The 17,266-nt window shown below is 68.1% G+C and carries 18 protein-coding genes; 9 read left to right on the forward strand and 9 right to left on the reverse strand.

All coding sequences use genetic code 11. The annotated features are described in order from the left end of the window. From BLQ77_RS14995 to BLQ77_RS15010, 4 genes are all read left to right on the forward strand, one after another. Positions 1 to 921 (forward strand): alpha/beta fold hydrolase, encoded by a 921-nt coding sequence (locus BLQ77_RS14995; RefSeq protein ID WP_242661734.1) that lies wholly within the window; start codon positions 1 to 3, stop codon positions 919 to 921. A gap of 65 nt (positions 922 to 986) precedes the next feature. After that, entirely contained in the window at positions 987 to 1,856 is an 870-nt protein-coding gene (gene ppk2, locus BLQ77_RS15000) for a polyphosphate kinase 2 (protein WP_008885342.1), read from the forward strand. Then, positions 1,856 to 2,473 (forward strand): TetR/AcrR family transcriptional regulator, encoded by a 618-nt coding sequence (locus BLQ77_RS15005; protein WP_008884546.1) that lies wholly within the window; start codon positions 1,856 to 1,858, stop codon positions 2,471 to 2,473. The genes ppk2 and BLQ77_RS15005 overlap by 1 nt, the downstream gene beginning before the upstream one ends. Before the next feature lie 224 nt (positions 2,474 to 2,697). Then, positions 2,698 to 3,558: a sulfotransferase family protein gene (locus BLQ77_RS15010; protein WP_089960650.1), complete on the forward strand. Its 861-nt coding sequence runs from the start codon at positions 2,698 to 2,700 to the stop codon at positions 3,556 to 3,558. Between the two features lie 108 nt (positions 3,559 to 3,666). On the opposite strand, the gene rpsI is transcribed toward BLQ77_RS15010, so the two are convergent. From rpsI to BLQ77_RS15025, 3 genes are all read right to left on the reverse strand, one after another. Then, positions 3,667 to 4,155, reverse strand: coding sequence for a 30S ribosomal protein S9 (rpsI, locus tag BLQ77_RS15015; RefSeq protein ID WP_008885785.1), 489 nt, complete (start codon positions 4,153 to 4,155; stop codon positions 3,667 to 3,669). 2 nt (positions 4,156 to 4,157) lie between these two features. Further along, on the reverse strand, positions 4,158 to 4,616 hold the full coding sequence (rplM, locus tag BLQ77_RS15020) for a 50S ribosomal protein L13 (RefSeq protein ID WP_089960652.1): 459 nt from the start codon (positions 4,614 to 4,616) through the stop codon (positions 4,158 to 4,160). Positions 4,617 to 4,776: 160 nt separating this feature from the next. Further along, positions 4,777 to 6,201: an aminotransferase-like domain-containing protein gene (locus BLQ77_RS15025; RefSeq protein ID WP_008885800.1), complete on the reverse strand. Its 1,425-nt coding sequence runs from the start codon at positions 6,199 to 6,201 to the stop codon at positions 4,777 to 4,779. A gap of 69 nt (positions 6,202 to 6,270) precedes the next feature. On the opposite strand from BLQ77_RS15025, the gene BLQ77_RS15030 reads away from it, so the two are divergent. Then, a complete protein-coding gene (locus BLQ77_RS15030) occupies positions 6,271 to 6,501 on the forward strand; it encodes a DUF1127 domain-containing protein (protein ID WP_008883857.1) in 231 nt (76 codons plus the stop codon). A gap of 85 nt (positions 6,502 to 6,586) precedes the next feature. On the opposite strand, the gene BLQ77_RS15035 is transcribed toward BLQ77_RS15030, so the two are convergent. Next, positions 6,587 to 7,015: a PaaI family thioesterase gene (locus BLQ77_RS15035; RefSeq protein WP_089960655.1), complete on the reverse strand. Its 429-nt coding sequence runs from the start codon at positions 7,013 to 7,015 to the stop codon at positions 6,587 to 6,589. 57 nt (positions 7,016 to 7,072) lie between these two features. Between BLQ77_RS15035 and BLQ77_RS15040 the strand changes: the two genes are divergently transcribed. The 3 genes from BLQ77_RS15040 (at position 7,073) to BLQ77_RS15050 (ending at position 10,053) form a co-directional block, all read left to right on the forward strand. Beyond that, complete coding sequence (locus BLQ77_RS15040; protein WP_089960656.1) at positions 7,073 to 7,858, forward strand: enoyl-CoA hydratase; 786 nt, start codon at positions 7,073 to 7,075, stop codon at positions 7,856 to 7,858. 125 nt (positions 7,859 to 7,983) lie between these two features. Next, positions 7,984 to 8,349, forward strand: coding sequence for an excinuclease ABC subunit A (locus BLQ77_RS15045; RefSeq protein ID WP_089960659.1), 366 nt, complete (start codon positions 7,984 to 7,986; stop codon positions 8,347 to 8,349). 309 nt (positions 8,350 to 8,658) lie between these two features. Then, positions 8,659 to 10,053 (forward strand): nucleobase:cation symporter-2 family protein, encoded by a 1,395-nt coding sequence (locus tag BLQ77_RS15050; protein WP_089960661.1) that lies wholly within the window; start codon positions 8,659 to 8,661, stop codon positions 10,051 to 10,053. 358 nt (positions 10,054 to 10,411) lie between these two features. On the opposite strand, the gene uvrA is transcribed toward BLQ77_RS15050, so the two are convergent. After that, complete coding sequence (gene uvrA, locus BLQ77_RS15055; RefSeq protein ID WP_089960663.1) at positions 10,412 to 13,306, reverse strand: excinuclease ABC subunit UvrA; 2,895 nt, start codon at positions 13,304 to 13,306, stop codon at positions 10,412 to 10,414. 278 nt (positions 13,307 to 13,584) lie between these two features. Between uvrA and BLQ77_RS15060 the strand changes: the two genes are divergently transcribed. Continuing rightward, on the forward strand, positions 13,585 to 13,959 hold the full coding sequence (locus BLQ77_RS15060) for a hypothetical protein (RefSeq protein ID WP_089960666.1): 375 nt from the start codon (positions 13,585 to 13,587) through the stop codon (positions 13,957 to 13,959). A 248-nt stretch (positions 13,960 to 14,207) separates the two neighbouring features. Here the strand turns inward: BLQ77_RS15060 and thiD are convergent, their stop codons facing one another. Genes thiD through BLQ77_RS15080 form a run of 4 tightly spaced genes read right to left on the reverse strand, consistent with a single transcriptional unit; the run spans position 14,208 to position 17,264 of the window. After that, positions 14,208 to 14,954: a bifunctional hydroxymethylpyrimidine kinase/phosphomethylpyrimidine kinase gene (thiD, locus tag BLQ77_RS15065; protein WP_089960851.1), complete on the reverse strand. Its 747-nt coding sequence runs from the start codon at positions 14,952 to 14,954 to the stop codon at positions 14,208 to 14,210. Further along, on the reverse strand, positions 14,951 to 15,904 hold the full coding sequence (locus tag BLQ77_RS15070; protein WP_165617128.1) for a HesA/MoeB/ThiF family protein: 954 nt from the start codon (positions 15,902 to 15,904) through the stop codon (positions 14,951 to 14,953). The genes thiD and BLQ77_RS15070 overlap by 4 nt, the downstream gene beginning before the upstream one ends. Further along, positions 15,901 to 16,506, reverse strand: a complete 606-nt coding sequence (locus BLQ77_RS15075; protein ID WP_089960670.1) for a thiamine phosphate synthase — start codon at positions 16,504 to 16,506, stop codon at positions 15,901 to 15,903. Before BLQ77_RS15075 ends, BLQ77_RS15070 begins: the two co-directional genes overlap by 4 nt. Continuing rightward, positions 16,503 to 17,264: a thiazole synthase gene (locus tag BLQ77_RS15080; RefSeq protein ID WP_089960672.1), complete on the reverse strand. Its 762-nt coding sequence runs from the start codon at positions 17,262 to 17,264 to the stop codon at positions 16,503 to 16,505. Before BLQ77_RS15080 ends, BLQ77_RS15075 begins: the two co-directional genes overlap by 4 nt. Positions 17,265 to 17,266: the final 2 nt, after the last annotated feature.

Below are 17,266 nucleotides of genomic sequence, written 5' to 3' on the forward strand. Positions count from 1 at the left end.
ATGCTCGCGGTCGCGGCCTGCGCGCCGGCCTCCCGTCCCTCCACAGGCACGCCCTCGCCAGCCGAGGCCACCTACCCGCCCGAGGGGCGCTTCGTCGAGGTCGGCGGCCATCGCGTGCACTACGTCGAGAAAGGCTCGGGGCCCGCGCTGGTGCTGATCCACGGCGCCAGCGGCAACCTCCGCGACTGGACCTTCGACGCGGTCGACCGGCTGTCCGGGCGCTACCGGGTCATCGCCTTCGACCGGCCCGGGCTCGGCTTCACCCCGCGCATCGACAATGACGGCGCCTCGATCCGCGAGCAGGCGGCGCTGCTCAGCGCCGCGGCGCTGCGGCTCGGCGCCGAGCGGCCGGTGGTGCTTGGCCATTCCTACGGCGGCGCCGTGGCGCTGGCATGGGCGGTGGACCACCCGGAGCGGGTCTCGGCGCTGGTGCTGGTCTCGGCCGCGTCGCAGCGCTGGGACGGCGGGCTGCCGTTCTTCTACCGGCTGACCTCGGGGCCTCTTGGTGCGGTCGCAAACCCCGCGATCTCGGCGCTGGCCGGCGAGGACCGGGTGCAGCAGGCCATCGCCGGGGTCTTCGCGCCGCAGCCGGTGCCGCCGGGCTACGCCGAGCACATCGGCGCCGACCTTGCCCTGCGCCCCGAGAGCCTGCGCGAGAACGCCCTGCAGCGCGCCGGGCTCAAGGCCGAGATCGCCGCCATCGTGCCGCGCTACCCGCAGCTCGACCTGCCGGTCGAACTTCTGCGCGGCGATGCCGACACCACGGTGGGTCTGCAGATCCACTCGGTACCGACCTCGCGGCAGATCCCCGGCGCGAGGCTCACGGTGCTGCCCGGTATCGGCCACGCGGCGCAGCACGCCGCCGCGCCCCAGATGGACGCCGCCATCGATCGCGCCGCCGCGCGCGCCGGTTTGCGATAGCCGGTTTGCGTTAATCGCCTTCACATTCCATATTATCTTGCAACCAGATGCACAGGACTCGGCCAGTGACCCTTCCCTTCGATGGCGCCATCAGCGCATTCTACGAGAAAGACGCACCCGAAGAGGTCCGCGCGGCGATCGAAAGCGGCAACAAGGACGACATCCTCTCGCCGAGCTATCCCTACCGCGAGGAAATGTCCGGCAAGCACTACCAGAAGGAAATGGACGCGCTCCAGATCGAGCTGGTGAAGATGCAGAACTGGGCCCGCGAGAGTGGCGAGCGCATCGCCTGCGTGTTCGAGGGCCGCGACGCCGCCGGCAAAGGCGGCACCATCAAGCGCTTCCGCGAAAACCTGAACCCGCGCGGCGCCCGCGTCGTGGCACTGTCCAAGCCCTCGGACATCGAAGCCACGCAATGGTACTTCCAGCGCTACATCGAGAACCTGCCCGCCGGCGGCGAGATCGTCTTCTATGACCGCAGCTGGTACAATCGCGGCGTCGTCGAGAAGGTCTTCGGATTCTGCACCGAAAAGGAGCGCGAGCATTTCTTCGCACAGGTCCCCGACTTCGAACGCATGCTGGTCAACGAAGGCATCCGGGTCTTCAAGTTCTGGCTCAACGTCAGCCGCGCCGAGCAGCTGCGGCGCTTCCTCGCCCGTGAAAGCGACCCGCTGAAGCAGTGGAAGCTCAGCTGGATCGACGTTGAGGGGCTGAAAAAATGGGACGAGTACAGCGTCGCCATCCAGGAGACGCTTTCGCGCACCCACAGTGCCCAGGCGCCCTGGACCGTGGTGCGCTCGGACGACAAAAAGCGCGCGCGCCTCGCCGCCGTGCGCCACGTGCTGAGCCACCTCGACTACCCCAGAAAGGACCAGGAGGTGGTCGGCGTGCCCGATCCGCGCATCACCGGCGGGCCCGAGATCTGGGACGCGTGATGCCCAAGCGCGGCTACCACCATGGCAATCTCCGGCAGGCGCTGGTCGATGCGGCGCTGGCGCTGATCGAGGCCAAGGGCCCCACGGGCTTCACTCTCTCCGAGGCGGCAAAGCAGGCGGGCGTCACCCCGGCGGCGGTCTACCGGCATTTTGCCGGGCGCGAGGATCTCATCGCCGAGGCCGCCCGGCAGGGCTACGAGATCTTCGCCGACGTGATGCAATACGCCTACGACAAGCACCAGCCGTCGGCGCTTGCCGCCTTGGAGGCCACCGGGCGCGCCTATCTCGCCTTCGCCCGCCGCTATCCCGGCCACTACATCGCCATGTTCGAGAGCGGCATCTCGGTGAACCACTCGCCCGAGCTTGCCGCCGTCTCGGCCCGCGCCCGTGGCGTGCAGGAGCGCGCCGCCGCCGAGCTCTCGCAGCACATCCCGCCCGGCAAGCGCCCGCCGCCCACCATGGTCTCGGCCCATATCTGGGCGCTCTCGCACGGCGTTGTCGAGCTTTTCGCGCGGAACTCCCCCGGCACGCAATCGCCCTTCCCGCCCGAGGCGCTGCTCGAAAGCGGCATCGGCGTCTACCTGCGCGGACTCGGGCTGATCCCGCCCGACAGCTGAGCCGCCATTCAGCGCCCGCCCACGAGCCGGGCCCGGCGGCGCATCGGCGCCGCAATCCGCGTCATGGGCTCCGGCGGGCGCCCGAAACGGGCAGAACGGGGTTCAGAATGACGTTGAAACCCACTAGGTCTTCTTCTGCCTGACCACTCTCCCGGGGGACTCGCGGCGCCGTCCGTGACGGGGCAAGGCCTTCCCCCCGGCATCACCCGAGGACAGACGCGACGATGCCCCACAAAACCTTCATTCTCTGCACAGGGGCGTCGAAATCCGGCACGACCTGGATCCGCACCTATCTCGGCAACGCGCCCCGCACCGACATGGGGCCGCTGGGCGAGATGCAGGTCTGGGACGCCGCGACCGAACCCGGCAAGGCGCATTTCCTCATGCCGACACCCCCCGCGTGGCGCCGGGCCGAATTCACCGTTCACCGCCTGCTGGGGCTCCGTCCCCGTGGCAAGGTGCTGCGCTGGTGGCTGCAGCAGGACCCGTCGCGCTATGTGCCGTGGTTCGCGGGGAGGCTCGCGCGGCCCAACACCCGGCTCAGCGGCGACGTGACCCCGGGCTACGCCGCGCTCAGCACCGAGACGCTGCGCCGCATCGACGACGGCTTTGCCTCGCGCGGCATCACGGTGAAGACCATCTTCACCATGCGCGACCCGATCGAACGGGCGTGGTCGCTGCTCAAGATGTACCGCCGCAAGAGCAAGCTCGACGACAGCCTGCCCGATGCCGAGGCCTTCCTGCGGATCTTCGCCCCCGGCGGCACGGGCACCACCGACCCGGACTACCACGTCACGCTTGCGCGCCTCGACGAGGTCTTCCCGCCGCACCGCCAGTTCGTGACGCTCTACGAGTCGCTCTTCACGCCCGCCACGATCACCGCGCTCTCGGCTTTTGCCCGGATCCCCGACCGCCCGGATGCGGGTGGCGCCCCGGTCAATGCCGCGGGCGACCGCAGCGCCCTGCCCGAGGGGCTGGCCGAACAGGTCTTCCCGAGCTTTGCCAAGGATTACGAAACGGTGGTCGCGCGCCTGCCCGAGGCGGCCGAACTCTGGCCGCACGCGCACCTTCTCACGACGCGCTGACCGCGCAGACGCGCCCGCGCCAGGATACAGACCAGGCAACAGCCCGGACCAAAGCGAAAGGGCCACCCAACCGGGCGGCCCTTTGCGTATTTCCGAAGATCCGAAGGATCAGCGCTTCGAGAACTGGAAGCTGCGGCGTGCCTTGCGCTTACCGAACTTCTTACGCTCGACGACGCGGCTGTCGCGGGTCAGGAAGCCTGCGGCTTTCAGAGCCGAACGCAGCGACGGATCGTAGAGTTGCAGCGCCTTCGAGATGCCGTGCTTGACCGCGCCGGCCTGGCCGGAGAGGCCACCACCCTTGACGGTTGCGTAGACGTCGAACTGGTCCTCGACACCGGCGATGGTGAAGGGCTGACGCAGGATCATCTGCAGCACGGGGCGTGCGAAGTAGGTGTTCAGCTCCTTGCCGTTCACCACGACCTTGCCAGAACCCGGCTTGATCCAGACGCGTGCAACCGCGTCTTTCCGCTTGCCGGTGGCGTAGGAACGGCCCAGCTCGTCACGGACGGGCTCGCGGGGCGCTTCCTCGACTGCCGGGGCGGCTTCGATGCCAGCCGCGGTGCCGAGCTCTTCAAGGGAATTGATTTGTTCGGCCATGATTACACCCGGGTGTTCTTCTTGTTCATCGACTTGACGTCGAGCGCTTCGGGCGACTGAGCCTCGTGCGGATGCTCGGCGCCGGCGTAGATGCGCAGGTTGGTCAGTTGCTTGCGGGACAGACGGTTGCCCGGCAGCATGCGCTTGACGGCCTGCAGGACCACGCGCTCGGGGTAGGCACCCTCGAGGATCTGGGCCTTGGTGCGGGACTTGATGCCGCCCGGGTGGCCGGTGTGCCAGTAGAAGTTTTCTTCACGCTTCTTGCCGGTCATCTGCACCTTTTCGGCGTTGATGATGATGACATTGTCACCCATGTCCATATGGGGCGTGAAGGTGGCCTTGTGCTTGCCACGCAGACGCATGGCGACGATCGAGGCGAGACGGCCGAGAACGACGCCTTCCGCGTCGATCACGATCCATTTCTTCTCGATGTCTGCCGGAGTCGCAGAGAAGGTTTTCATCGCGGTTGCCCTTGAGCTTGTTCAAATGGACCCCGCTGGGGAGGCCCGAATTCAGATTGGGCGGTTATATGCATCCCGCGAGCCACGTCAAGCGGGACAAATCCAAATTATCCATTATAAAACAATGGCTTGAAATTATGGTATCTATATACCCCAATTTTCAGACCAGAATCTGCTCCGGCGGATTGTCCAGAAGCCGCCGCAACCGTCCCAGCGCCGCCTCGAAATCGCTGAGCGCGACCTGCGCGTTCATGCCGATGCGGACCGCGTGCGGCGCAAATCCGTTGCGGGGGGAGAACTCCTCGGCCGGGCGCAGTTGCACGCCCTGCGCCTCGGCGGCACGGCTGAAGGCGGCGGCGCGCCAGCCGCTGGGCAGGCGCAGCCACACGAAGGGCGCCTCCTCGTGCCAGCCGATGTCGTGCCCGCCAAGCGCATTCACCGCCGCGCGCACGTAGACCGCATTGCGGCGGCGGACCGAGCGCACGATCTCGCGGGTCTCGTCGCGGGTCAGCAGGTCTCCGATCAGGTCGGCGAGCGGCTTGGCCAGTCCGAAGAAGCCGTTCTCAGCTACACGGCGAAGCTCGCTGCGGCGCGATTGCGGCGCGATGGCAAAGCCCACCCGCAGCGCTGGCGTCAGCGTCTTGGAGATCGAGGAGACGAACCACCCGTGCTCGGGCAGCAGCGCGCGGTAGCTCTCGGAGCGCGTCTCGCCGAGAAAGGTGCTGTCGTCCTCGAGGATGTCGAACCCGCCACGGCGCACCACATCTGCGATCTCGTGGCGGCGTTTCGGCGGTGTCACCAGCGCGGTGGGATTGTGCAGTTCCGGAGAGGTACAAAGCAGCTGAGCCTCGTGACGGTGCGCGAGTTCGGCCAGAGCGGACGGTACAATTCCGTCCTCGTCCATCGGAACCGATACAATCTCGGCCCGCACCAGCTCGGCGGCACGGCGGAAGCCGGGATAGGCCAGCTCCTCGACCAGCACTACGGGGCGGCGCCCCCGCAGCACCGCCTGCATCACCAGCGAGATGCCGCTTTGCGCCCCGTGCGAGAGCACGATGTCCTCGTGCTGGAGGCTCCCCAGCGGCACGTGGTCGAGCCAGTCGACCACCGCTTGTCGGGTCGCGGCAAAGGAGGATGCAGTCGGGTAGTCCAGCAGCGCCCGGTCCGGACGCTCGGCCAGACGGCGGAAACCGTCGTTTATCAACGCGATCTGACCCAGGTCGGGCAGGCGCGCGGTGAACAGGTTCACCATCTCGATGCCGTCTGTGCCCGGTGTCATCGGGCGGGTGATGTAGAGCGGCGGGCGCTCCTCGTCCTTGTAGCTGACGAAGGTGCCACGCCCGACCTCGGCGGTCAGCACGTTCTCGTCCGTGAGCAGCGTGTAGGCCCGCGCCACCGTGCCCGGCGTCATGCCGAGACGCCACGCCAGATCGCGTACCGGCGGCAGCCGCGTGCCCTCGGGCAGATGGCCCTGGTCGATGCCTCGTCGCAGCGCCGAGGACAGCACGCGGTACTTCGGCCCCTCCGGCTGCTCCTCGAACAGCGCAGATATTGTATCGGTCACAATGTTTTTCTCGACGCCCATAGTGGTAGAATGTATCAAATCGGCACGAAATACAAGGACATTGTACCAATACAAAGCTGGAGTTATCCCATGGTCAACAATACCGCACATGCCCCGCTGATCGCCTATCTCGACGCGCAGCGCCCGCTGCCGCCGATGTCGGCCATTGCGCTGCGCATCGCGGTGGTGCTGGCTCAGTGGTCCGAGCGCCGCCGCACCCGTCGTGCGCTGTCGCAGCTCGATGCACATCTGCTGAGGGATATCGGCGTGGAACGACACGTGGCCTACAAGGAAGCGCGTCGCATGTTCTGGCAGCGCTGATCCCCGGAGCTGACAGAACCTCTTCCCTTGGCGCGAGGCATCCCCTCGCGCCATTTTTGGTTTCTCCCTGGTGGGGCGCCCTGCCCTAGCCCATCGCCACCGGCGGGATCGAATAGGTCAGCGAGGCATGGGCCACGGCCTTGTCCGAGCCCTCGGAATAGAGCAGCACGTCGGTCACGCTGAGGCTGCGGCCGAGCTTCAGCAGCCGCGCCTCGGCCAGCAGGTCGACCCCGGCCTCGGGCTTGCGCATGAAGTCGATGGAGCAATGGGTGGTCACCGTCAGCGCCTGCCGCCCGATCCGCGCCAGCGTCGCCACATAGGCCGCCACGTCCACCAGCGCGAACATCGAGGGCCCCGAGACGGTGCCCCCGGGCCGCAGATGCGCGTCCGAGACCCGCAGCCGCATCACCAGCAGGTTCTCGTCCATTCGGTCGATCCCGAACATGCCGTCGACCTGCGGAAACACGTCGGCAAGATAGTCTTCCATCTCGGCTATGGTAAACGTGATCGCCATTCTTCCCTCCCTGTCGTGGCAGGGCTAAGCTGCCTGCAAACAGGTTGGGAGGACAAGATGGACCTGCTGGAACGTCACGACACGGGCGCCGTCGCGCATCTGAAACTGAACGCGCCGGAGCGGCTGAACGCGCTTTCGGACGAGATGCTGGCCGCGCTGCAGGAGCAGATCGACGCGCTGCGCGAGGACCGGACGGTGCGCGCGGTGATCCTGTCGGGCGCGGGCAAGGCGTTCTGCGCCGGGCACGATCTCAAGCAGATGCAGCAGGGCCGGCAGAACGAGGACGGCGGCAAGGCCTATTTCGCCGACCTTTTCGCCCGCTGCACCCGGGTGATGGTCGGGCTGCAGGCGCTGCCCCAGCCGGTGATCGCACAGGTCCACGGCATCGCCACCGCCGCCGGCTGCCAGCTCGTCGCCACCTGCGACATGGCCGTGGCCGCCGAGGGCACGCGCTTCGGCGTGAACGGGGTCAACATCGGGCTCTTCTGCTCGACCCCCATGGTGGCGCTGACCCGCAACATCGCTGCCAAGCACGCCTTCGAGATGCTGGTCACCGGACGCTTCGCCGACGCCGCGGAGGCGCAGCGCATGGGGCTCGTCAACCGGGTCGTGCCCGCCGAGACGCTCGAGGCGGCCACGCTGGAGCTTGCCGAGAACGTGGCCGGCAAGCTTGGCCCGGCGGTGAAGATCGGCAAGGAGGCCTTCTACGCGCAGGCCCGTCTCGGCACCGAAGAGGCCTATGCCTACGCGGGCGAGGTCATGGTCGAGAACATGCTCTGGCGCGACACCAACGAGGGCATTTCGGCATTCCTCGAAAAGCGTTCGCCCGACTGGAACCAGTGAGCGGAGATCCCACGGTCCTGCCGGGGCACCGGCAAAGCTCTGCCGGTTCTTTCGCCCCTCGGGGAACGGACCTGCGCAGCGCGCGCGTTTGAGGGTAAGGAATTCAAAAAACAGGAGAAACGCATATGTTTCGCAAGCTCGCCCTGATCGCCCTGTCCGCCACTGCGCTGAGCCTGCCCGTCGCGGCCGTCGCGGGGCCCAAGGGCTGCCCCCCGGGTCTCGCCAGCAAGGGCTGCGTCCCGCCGGGTCAGGCGAAGAAGATGCGCTCCTATGACCACGACCGAGATCGGGACCATCGCGAGGTGCGCCGCGAGTATTATCGCACCGGCGACCGCATCACCGGCGACTACGTGGTGATCCGCGACCCGTCGCGTTACGGCCTGCGCCCGGACGACACCTATTACCGCAGCAACGACCGCGTCTATCGCGTCGATCCCGACACCCGCAAGGTGCTGGATGTGATCGGCGCCATCGCGGCGCTCGCGAACTGAGAGATCTTTCGGCCCCACGCCGTGAAACATCGAAGGGGGCGCCGCGCGCCCCTTTTTCGTGTCCCGCGCCTGACTTCAGGGAAATGATGCCGTGCCACGCATACGGGTTGCGTGACTTCTCCGGTCGCCCAAGAATTGCACAACACCTGCTCGCGGCCTGTCAAGAATATGTCATCTGGCCGACCACGGCCCGCGCAGGCCCGGCCGGACCGCAAACCGTGTAGCGGCGGTTTCCCCTCGTCGCGCAGGCTGGATCCGGGAGGTGCGGCAATTGCGGCCGCACCCGGGAGCCGGAACACGGAGAACGTCATGGCCTCTGACACGACTGAATCAACCGCCCTCATTTACGGGCTCGAGGACAGGCCCGCGCCCGCGGCGGCGGCGCTGGCGGCCTTCCAGCACATCCTCGCCTCCATCGTCGGCATCGTCACGCCCACGCTGGTGATCGGCGGCGTTCTGGGACTGGGCGAATACGTCCCCTACCTCATCGCCATGTCGCTCTTCGTCTCGGGCATCGCGACCTTCATCCAGTGCAAGGCCATCGGTCCGGTGGGCTCGGGGCTCCTGAGCGTCCAGGGCACGAGCTTCGCCTTCCTAGGGCCGGTGCTGGCGGCGGGCTTCGCGGTCAAGAACAACGGCGGCACACCCGAGGACATGCTGGCGATGATCTTCGGGCTCTGCCTCGCGGGCTGTCTCGTCGAGATCGTGCTGAGCCAGTTCATCGACAGGCTCGGAAAGATCATCACCCCAACGGTCACCGGCGTCGTCATCACCGTGATCGGCCTGTCGCTGGTCAAGGTGGGCTTCACCGATTTCGCAGGCGGCGTCGGCGCGGGCGAGAGCCTCGGCGCACCGGTCAACCTGATGCTGGGCTCTATCGTGGTGGTGGCGATCCTCGTGATGACCTTCACCGGCAGCCCGATGCTGCGGATCTCGGCCATCATGATCGGGCTTGTGATCGGCACGATCATCGCCGTGATCTTCGAGCAGGTGGATTTCTCGAAGGCCGGACAGGGCGCGCTGATCGCCATTCCGCAACCGCTGAAATACGGGCTCGACTTCGACATCGGGCTGTTCATCCCGATCGCCTTCATCTTCCTCGTGACCGCCATCGAAACCTCGGGCGACCTGACCGCCAACTCGGTGATCGCAGGCCAGCCGGTGAAGGGCCCGCTCTACATGAAGCGCATCAAGGGGGGTATCCTCGCCGACGGCGTGAACTCGGGGCTGGCCGCGCTCTTCAACACCTTTCCCAACACCACCTTCTCGCAGAACAACGGGGTCATCCAGATGACCGGCGTCGCAAGCCGGCATGTGGGTCTCTACATCGCCTGCATCCTCGTGCTGCTCGGGTTCTTCCCGGTGGTGGGCCAGCTCTTCCTGCTGATCCCCAAGCCGGTTCTGGGCGGGGCGACGCTGGTGCTCTTCGGGACCATCGCGGTGGCCGGGATCCGGATCCTCGCGACCCAGCACATCGACCGCAAGAAGGTCTACATCATGGCGGTGAGCTTCGGGCTCGGGCTCGGCGTCACGCTGGTGCCGGACGCGACGCAGAACCTGCCGACCTTCCTCAAGCAGGTGGTGGCGACGCCGATCACCCTGGCGGGGCTCTCGGCGATCATCCTGTCGCTGCTGATCCCCGACACCGACGAGGCCCCGGCCGAAGTGGTCGAGGAGAGCGCCGATGACGCGGCGACGGTCTGACCGGGTGAGATGATGTGATGAATGCCCCCGGGTGGGAGATCCCGGGGGTGTTCTTTTATGAGGCCGGTGGTTCGGCGCCTCTGGCCGGGAAACCGGAGCCGTGGGCGCGACGGTTTGGGGGAGTGAGGCGGTGGTCCGGTCCGAAGCGACGCTGCCTGCCTGTCGCTGCATTGCCGGATGGATCGGCTGGAGCGCTGTCGTCGGCTGCCGCGTGACGGGGAGGTCGGAGGGGGCGCTGCCCCCGTCGCCCCCTGGGCGACTCCCCCGGAGTTTATGTGGCAAGATGAAGACTGGAGGCCGCGCTCGGATCCGGGCCGGGGCGCGGCGATGCGCTGTGTGCGGCGGGTCGCGCGGAGGGTTACTCCGCCGCGACCTTGCCCGGTTTCAGCATCGGGCCGAGGTAGCGGCCGGTGTGGCTGCGAGCGACCTCGGCGACCTTTTCCGGGGTGCCGGTCGCGACGATTTCGCCGCCGCCGTCACCGCCCTCGGGGCCAATGTCGATGAGGTGGTCCGCGGTCTTGATGACGTCGAGGTTGTGTTCGATCACCACCACCGTGTTGCCCTGTTCGACCAGCTCGTGCAGCACCTCGAGGAGCTTCTTCACGTCCTCGAAATGCAGGCCCGTCGTGGGCTCGTCGAGGATGTAGAGCGTGCGCCCGGTGGAGCGTTTCGCCAGTTCCTTGGAAAGCTTCACCCGCTGCGCCTCGCCGCCCGAGAGCGTCGTCGCCTGCTGGCCCACCTTGATGTAGCCAAGCCCCACGCGGACGAGCGCGTCCATCTTCTCGCGGATCGAGGGCACCGCCTTGAAGAACTCCTGCCCCTCTTCCACCGTCATGTCGAGCACGTCGGCGATGGACTTGCCCTTGAAGCGGATCTCGAGCGTCTCGCGGTTGTAGCGCTTGCCCTTGCAGGTCTCGCATTCCACGTAGACGTCCGGCAGGAAGTGCATCTCGATCTTGATGACACCGTCGCCTTGGCAGGCCTCGCAGCGGCCGCCCTTCACGTTGAACGAGAAGCGCCCCGGCTTGTAGCCGCGCGCCTTGGCCTCGGGCAGCCCAGCGAACCAGTCGCGGATCGGCGTGAAGGCGCCCGTATAGGTCGCCGGGTTCGAGCGCGGCGTGCGCCCGATCGGGCGCTGGTCGATGTCGATGACCTTGTCGAGGTGCTCGAAGCCCTTGATCGTCTCGCAGGGCGACGGCGTCTCGCGGGCGCCGTTGAGCTTCATCGCGGCGTTCTTGTAGAGCGTCTCGATGGTCAGCGTCGACTTGCCGCCGCCCGAGACGCCGGTGACGCAGACGAACTTGCCCAGCGGGAACTCGGCGGTGACCTCCTTGAGGTTGTTGCCGGTGGCCTTGACCACGGTCAGCTTCTTGCCGTTGCCCTTGCGCCGGGTCGCGGGCACCGAGATCTCGCGCGTGCCGGCGAGGTACTGCCCGGTAAGAGAGGCCGGGTCCTTGGCGATGGCGTCGGGGGTGCCGTGGCTCACCACCTGCCCGCCGTGCACACCGGCACCGGGGCCGATGTCGAAGACGTAGTCGGCCTGGCGGATCATGTCCTCGTCATGCTCGACCACGATCACCGTATTGCCCTGGTCGCGCAGCGATTTCAGCGTGCCGATGAGCCGGTCGTTGTCGCGCTGGTGCAGGCCGATGGAGGGCTCGTCGAGCACGTAGAGCACGCCGGTGAGCCCGCTGCCGATCTGGCTCGCGAGCCGGATGCGCTGGCTTTCGCCGCCCGAGAGCGTGCCGGCGGCGCGGCTCATGGTCAGGTACTCGAGACCGACGTTGTTGAGGAAGCCGAGGCGCTCGCGGATCTCCTTGAGGATGGCGCGGGCGATTTCGTTCTTCTGGCCGGTGAGCGCCGCGGGCACGGTTTCGATCCAGTCATAGGCCTCGCGGATCGACATCTCGACCACCTGGCCGATGTGCAGCAGGCTGCCCGTCTTGCCGATCTTCACCGCCAGCGCCTCTTCGCGGAGGCGGTAGCCGCCGCAGGCGCCGCAGCGGCGGTTGTTCTGGTAGCGTTCGAATTCCTCGCGGATCCAGCTGCTGTCGGTCTCGCGGTAGCGCCGTTCCATGTTGGGAATGACGCCCTCGAACACCCGCTCGACCTGGTAGATACGGCCGCCCTCGTCGTAGCGGAAGGGGATCTCCTCGTCCCCGGAGCCGTGCAGGAAGACCTGCTGGACATGGGCCGGGAGGTCCTTCCAGCGGGTGTTCTTGTTGAACTCATAGTGCTTGGCGATCGACTCGATGGTCTGCAGGAAGTAGGGCGACTTGCCCTTGCGCCACGGCGCGATGGCGCCGTCCGAGATCTTGAGCGTCGCGTCCGGCACCACGAGGCGCTCGTCGAAGAACAGCTCGACGCCGAGGCCGTCGCATTCCGGGCAGGCGCCGAAGGGGGCGTTGAACGAGAACAGCCGCGGTTCGATCTCGGGGATGGTGAAGCCGCTCACCGGGCAGGCGAAGTTCTCGGAGAAGGTGATGCGCTCGGGCTCGGCGGCCGCCTCGTCGTCTCCCGGGCCCGACCGGGGCGCGGTCTCGAGAATGGCGATGCCCGAGGCCAGGTCCAGCGCGGTGCGGAAGCTGTCGGCGAGCCGGGTTTCGAGCCCCTCGCGGACCACGATGCGGTCGACCACCACGTCGATGTCGTGGCGGAATTTCTTGTCCAGCGTCGGCGGCTCGTCGAGTTCGTAGAACTGGCCGTCGACCTTGACCCGCTGGAAGCCCTGCTTGCGCAGCTCGAGGAACTCTTTCTTGTACTCGCCCTTGCGGTCCCGGATGATCGGCGCCAGCAGGTAGCCGCGGGTGCCCTCTTCCATGGTCATGACACGGTCGACCATATCCTGGACCTGCTGCGCTTCGATGGGCATGCCCGTGGCGGGCGAATAGGGCGTGCCGACGCGGGCGAAGAGCAGGCGCAGGTAGTCGTATATCTCGGTCACCGTACCGACGGTCGAGCGCGGGTTCTTCGAGGTCGTCTTCTGCTCGATCGAGATCGCCGGCGACAGGCCCGAGATGTGATCGACGTCGGGCTTTTCCATCATGTCTAGGAACTGCCGTGCATAGGCCGAAAGGCTCTCGACATAGCGGCGCTGGCCCTCGGCGTAGATCGTGTCGAAGGCAAGGCTCGACTTGCCGGAGCCCGAGAGCCCGGTGATCACCACCAGCTCGTCGCGGGGAATGTCGACGTCGATGGACTTGAGATTGTGCTCGCGCGCGCCGCGCACTTCGATCTGCTTGAGCTCGGGCATGGGACCTCCGGGGACGGATGCCCGATACATAGGTGAAAGGCGGGGGCGCGCCAATGGCAAAATGAGAACATAGCGCGAACCGCTGTGCATTGCCGTCACATTCCGGTGGTTGGCAGGCGGGCCTGGGCAGCGGCTGGGCAGTCGCCGGGCGCTTGCCGGGCCGCGTCTGGCAGAGCGGCGATCCGCCGATCACGAAAGCGTTTGCCCCGGGCACGGCGGAGCGTGCCTAGATCATTGTGAAAGGGCTCGAGAACGACAACAGGGATGAGGGACCGGCAATGACATTCGACCGACGGAACATGATCGCCTTGGTGCTGGGGGCCGGGACCCTGATCGCGGCCAGCTCCTGGGTGCATCACGGGATCGAGAGCACCGAGAACGGCGAGATCGAGCTGACCGGACAGGTCACTCAGGCGCAACTCGAGACCCACGACGAGCGGCTGGTGCTGCTGGCCGACGGCACGGCCTGGACGGTCGACATCGGCCCCCTCATCGATGCCCGCAGCGCCGGGCTCACCCCCGAGATGCTGGCGCCGGGCAACGAGCTGACGGTGCTCGGCGAGCGCGACGGCGACGTCGGCACGCTGGAGCTGCGCGCAAGTGCGGTGATCTTCGGCAGCACGCGCCACGATCTGGGTTCGCGCAGTCTCTGAAGGCGCGCGGCCTCTGAGCGGCTGTGTTGCGATTTGGGTGGCGGCGGTCCAGGTGCCGTAGCTGGCCGTCTCGATCTGTTCTCGTCTCGCCGCAATCGGGGTCTGATCTGCGCCGGACAATCACGCCACGATTGGTTTCTGGCACGAGTTTGACGGCTGTTGGTCCCGGCGCATCCCTGACGTTTTCACCAGATTGGGCCGCATCGCCGCGCCATGCGCGCCAGGATCACACGCCCCGTCACGCCCGCTCAGGCCTCATCCCGACGCCCTTCCGCGATGAAGCGCGCTTCGAGCAGCCTCCGCGCCCGGCGTACCGCTTCGGGCACCGTGAGGCCGAGGGCGCGTCCCGCAGCGATAGCCGAGGCAAGCTGGCAGCCGGTGCCGCGCAGGGTGCTGGGATGGCGCGGGCCGTGGATTCGCTCGATTGCACCGTCGGGGCCGTCGGGGCCGTAAAGCCGGTCCTCGCAGCCCTGCCCGTCTGCGTGGCCGCCCTTAACCAGCACCCAGCGGCAGCCCGCCCCCTGTAGCGCGCGGACGATTTCGGGCTCACCCGAAATGCCGAAGCAGGCTCCGAATGCGCTCAGCTCGGGCAGGTTCGGCGTCAGCACCTCGGTGCGCGGCAGCAGCGCTTCAATGAGCGCCGCGACGCCCGGCGGGTCGAGCAAAACCCGGCCCGAGCTCGAGGCCAGAACCGGGTCGAGCACCAGCGGCACCTGCGGCAAGACCCCGGCCACCGCCGCCACGGTCGGCGCGTCCACCAGCATACCAAGCTTCACCGCATCGACGCGGGTCTCGAGGGCCGAGGCGATCTGCGCCACGACCAGTTCGGGCGCCACCGGCGAGACCGCGCGCACGCGCGCGTCGCTCTGGGCGGTCACCGCGGTCACGGCAACGCGGGTCCGCGCGCCCGCCGTGGCCACGGATGCCGCGTCGCGCAAGAGCCCGGCGCCGCCGCTCGAGTCCATGCCGCCGATGCAGAGCACCACGGGCGTCACGCCAGCACCGCCGCGCGATGGCCCCGCGCCAGCGCGCCCTGCGCCGCGCGCCATGCCCGCAGGCCGCTGGTGCAGGCGAAGACCAGCCGTTCCTCGGGCGCCGGAGCGAGGCTCGCGCAGCCCTCGGGCGAGACGCGGCGGGCGCCGGGCACGGCGGGCACGGGCGCCTCCACCACGTCGCGCAGCTCGATCACCATATCGCCGGGCAACAACTCGTCCGCACCCAGCAACACGGGCCCCGCGACCGAGGGCTCGGAGGCACCGTCGAAGCGGAACCCCGTCACCTGCCAACTGGCAAGATCGACGCGGCAGAGCAGCCCGAGCGGCGAGGGTTCGAGCCCCAGCAGCACCGACAGCGCCATCTGCGCCTGCAGCGCGCCGAGCACCGCCACGGCAGGCCCCATGACCCCGCCGGAGGCGCAGTTCTGCAGCCCCGGCGGCAGATCGGGGAACACGGCGCGGTAGCTCGGGGCCCCGCCACAAAAGCCACCCACGTGCCCTGCCCGGCCCAGCACCGAGGCCGCGATCAGCGGCACGCCCGCGGCAAGGCAGGCATCAGAGAGCGCATAGGTGACCGCGAAGGCATCCGCCGCGTCGATCACCAGCTCCGCCTCGGCCACCCACGCCCGGGCGCGCGAGGGATCGAGCCGCGCGACCTCGGGCGTCACCGCACAGTCGGGGTTCAGCCGCCGCAGCTCATCGGTGGCGACCGCGGCCTTGGGACGGCCGAGGTCGCTCATGCGGTAGAGCGTCTGGCGGTGCAGGTTGCTCTCTTCGATCACGTCGTGGTCGACCACGCGCAGCGCACCGACCCCGGCGCCCGCAAGAAGCGGCAGCACGGTCGAGCCGAGCCCGCCCGCGCCCACCACCAGCACCCGCGCGGCGGCCAGCCGGGCCTGCCCCGCCGCGCCGATCTCGGGCAGGATCATCTGACGTGCATAGCGGGTCATCGCCATGGCGCGGTGGCCTCGATCCAGAGATCGCAGCGCGCTTCACGGTCGTGGGCCTGCGCGATGTCGGTCACCACCGCGGCGCTGTCGGCACCCGCCTCGAAAAGCTCGGGCAGGCGCTCGGGGGTGACGCCGCCAATGCCCACCAGCGGCACCGAGCCGGCGCGCCGCTTCCATGAGCGCACGCGATCCAGCCCCTGCGGCCCCCATTTCATCTTCTTGAGCAGCGTCGGCCAGACCGGCCCCAGCGCCACGTAGGCCGGATCGAGCGCAAGCGCCCGGTCGAGCTCGGCCTCGTCATGGGTCGAGAGCCCGAAGGCCACGCCTCTGCGGCGCAGGGCGGCGAAATCGGCCTCGTCCATGTCTTCCTGCCCGAGATGCACCGCGCCACAGTTGAGGTCCATCGCCGCCTGCCAGTGATCGTTGACCACGAGCTGCGCGCCATGCACGGCACAGAGATCGCGGGCGCGGGCGATCTGGCGGCGGATCTCGCGGTCCCCGGCGCCCTTGAGACGCAGCTGCACCAGCCGAACGCCGCGCGGCACCAGAAGCTCGAGCTCGGAGACGTGGCCGACGATGAGATAAAAGGGATCGAGCCTCATCCTGCCAGCTCCGCCATGCCGAAGACCGGGGTCGACGCCCGCGCCATGTCGCGGCGCGGCATGAGCCCCGCCTCATGCGCCGCGAGCCCTGCCTCCACCGCCTGCCCGAAGGCGCGGGCCATGGCGACCGGGTTGCGGGCGCTTGCCACGGCGGTGTTCAGGAGCACCGCGTCGAAGCCCATCTCCATCGCCTCCGCCGCCTGAGATGGCGCGCCGATCCCGGCGTCGATCACCAGCGGCACGTCCGGGAAATGTGCCCGCATCCGCGCGAGGCCGGAACGGTTGGACAGCCCCTGCCCCGAGCCGATCGGCGCGCCCCAAGGCATCAGCACCCGGCAGCCCGCCTCGATCAGCTTCTCGCCGAGGATCAGGTCCTCGGTGGTGTAGGGAAACACCTCGAAACCCTCGGCGCAGAGGATGTGCGCGGCCTCGACCAGCGCGAAGGGATCGGGCTGCAGCGTGTCGGCATGGCCGATGACCTCGAGCTTGATCCAGTCCGTACCGAAAAGCTCGCGCGCCATCTGCGCCGTTGTCACCGCCTCGCGGGCCGAATGGCAGCCGGCGGTGTTGGGCAGCAGGCGGCAGCCGCTGTCCTTCAGGATCTCGCGGAAGGCGCCGCCCTCGCGCCCCTCGCGGCGCAGCGACACGGTGATGACCTCGGCGCCCGAGGCGGCGATGGCGTCCCGCAGCACCTGCGGCGAGGGGTATTGCGCGGTGCCCAGCATCAGGCGGCTGGTCAGTTCGGTTCCGTAGAACATGG

The sequence above is a fragment of the Salipiger thiooxidans genome (genome assembly GCF_900102075.1).
GTDB classification, from domain to species: Bacteria; Pseudomonadota; Alphaproteobacteria; order Rhodobacterales; family Rhodobacteraceae; genus Salipiger; species Salipiger thiooxidans.

Bases quoted from the DNA above. Each gene is read 5' to 3' on its own strand.
- uvrA (WP_089960663.1), bottom strand. From the start codon at position 13,306: ATGCCCGAGCTCAAGCAGATCGAAGTGCGCGGCGCGCGCGAGCACAAT.
- BLQ77_RS15070 (WP_165617128.1), bottom strand. From the start codon at position 15,904: ATGACCCGCTATGCACGTCAGATGATCCTGCCCGAGATCGGCGCGGCG.
- rplM (WP_089960652.1), bottom strand. From the start codon at position 4,616: ATGAAAACCTTCTCTGCGACTCCGGCAGACATCGAGAAGAAATGGATC.
- BLQ77_RS15060 (WP_089960666.1), top strand. From the start codon at position 13,585: ATGACATTCGACCGACGGAACATGATCGCCTTGGTGCTGGGGGCCGGG.
- BLQ77_RS15035 (WP_089960655.1), bottom strand. From the start codon at position 7,015: ATGGCGATCACGTTTACCATAGCCGAGATGGAAGACTATCTTGCCGAC.
- BLQ77_RS15080 (WP_089960672.1), bottom strand. From the start codon at position 17,264: ATGTTCTACGGAACCGAACTGACCAGCCGCCTGATGCTGGGCACCGCG.
- BLQ77_RS15040 (WP_089960656.1), top strand. From the start codon at position 7,073: ATGGACCTGCTGGAACGTCACGACACGGGCGCCGTCGCGCATCTGAAA.
- BLQ77_RS15005 (WP_008884546.1), top strand. From the start codon at position 1,856: ATGCCCAAGCGCGGCTACCACCATGGCAATCTCCGGCAGGCGCTGGTC.
- BLQ77_RS14995 (WP_242661734.1), top strand. From the start codon at position 1: ATGCTCGCGGTCGCGGCCTGCGCGCCGGCCTCCCGTCCCTCCACAGGC.
- BLQ77_RS15045 (WP_089960659.1), top strand. From the start codon at position 7,984: ATGTTTCGCAAGCTCGCCCTGATCGCCCTGTCCGCCACTGCGCTGAGC.
- BLQ77_RS15075 (WP_089960670.1), bottom strand. From the start codon at position 16,506: ATGAGGCTCGATCCCTTTTATCTCATCGTCGGCCACGTCTCCGAGCTC.
- rpsI (WP_008885785.1), bottom strand. From the start codon at position 4,155: ATGGCCGAACAAATCAATTCCCTTGAAGAGCTCGGCACCGCGGCTGGC.
- BLQ77_RS15050 (WP_089960661.1), top strand. From the start codon at position 8,659: ATGGCCTCTGACACGACTGAATCAACCGCCCTCATTTACGGGCTCGAG.
- BLQ77_RS15010 (WP_089960650.1), top strand. From the start codon at position 2,698: ATGCCCCACAAAACCTTCATTCTCTGCACAGGGGCGTCGAAATCCGGC.
- BLQ77_RS15025 (WP_008885800.1), bottom strand. From the start codon at position 6,201: ATGGGCGTCGAGAAAAACATTGTGACCGATACAATATCTGCGCTGTTC.
- BLQ77_RS15030 (WP_008883857.1), top strand. From the start codon at position 6,271: ATGGTCAACAATACCGCACATGCCCCGCTGATCGCCTATCTCGACGCG.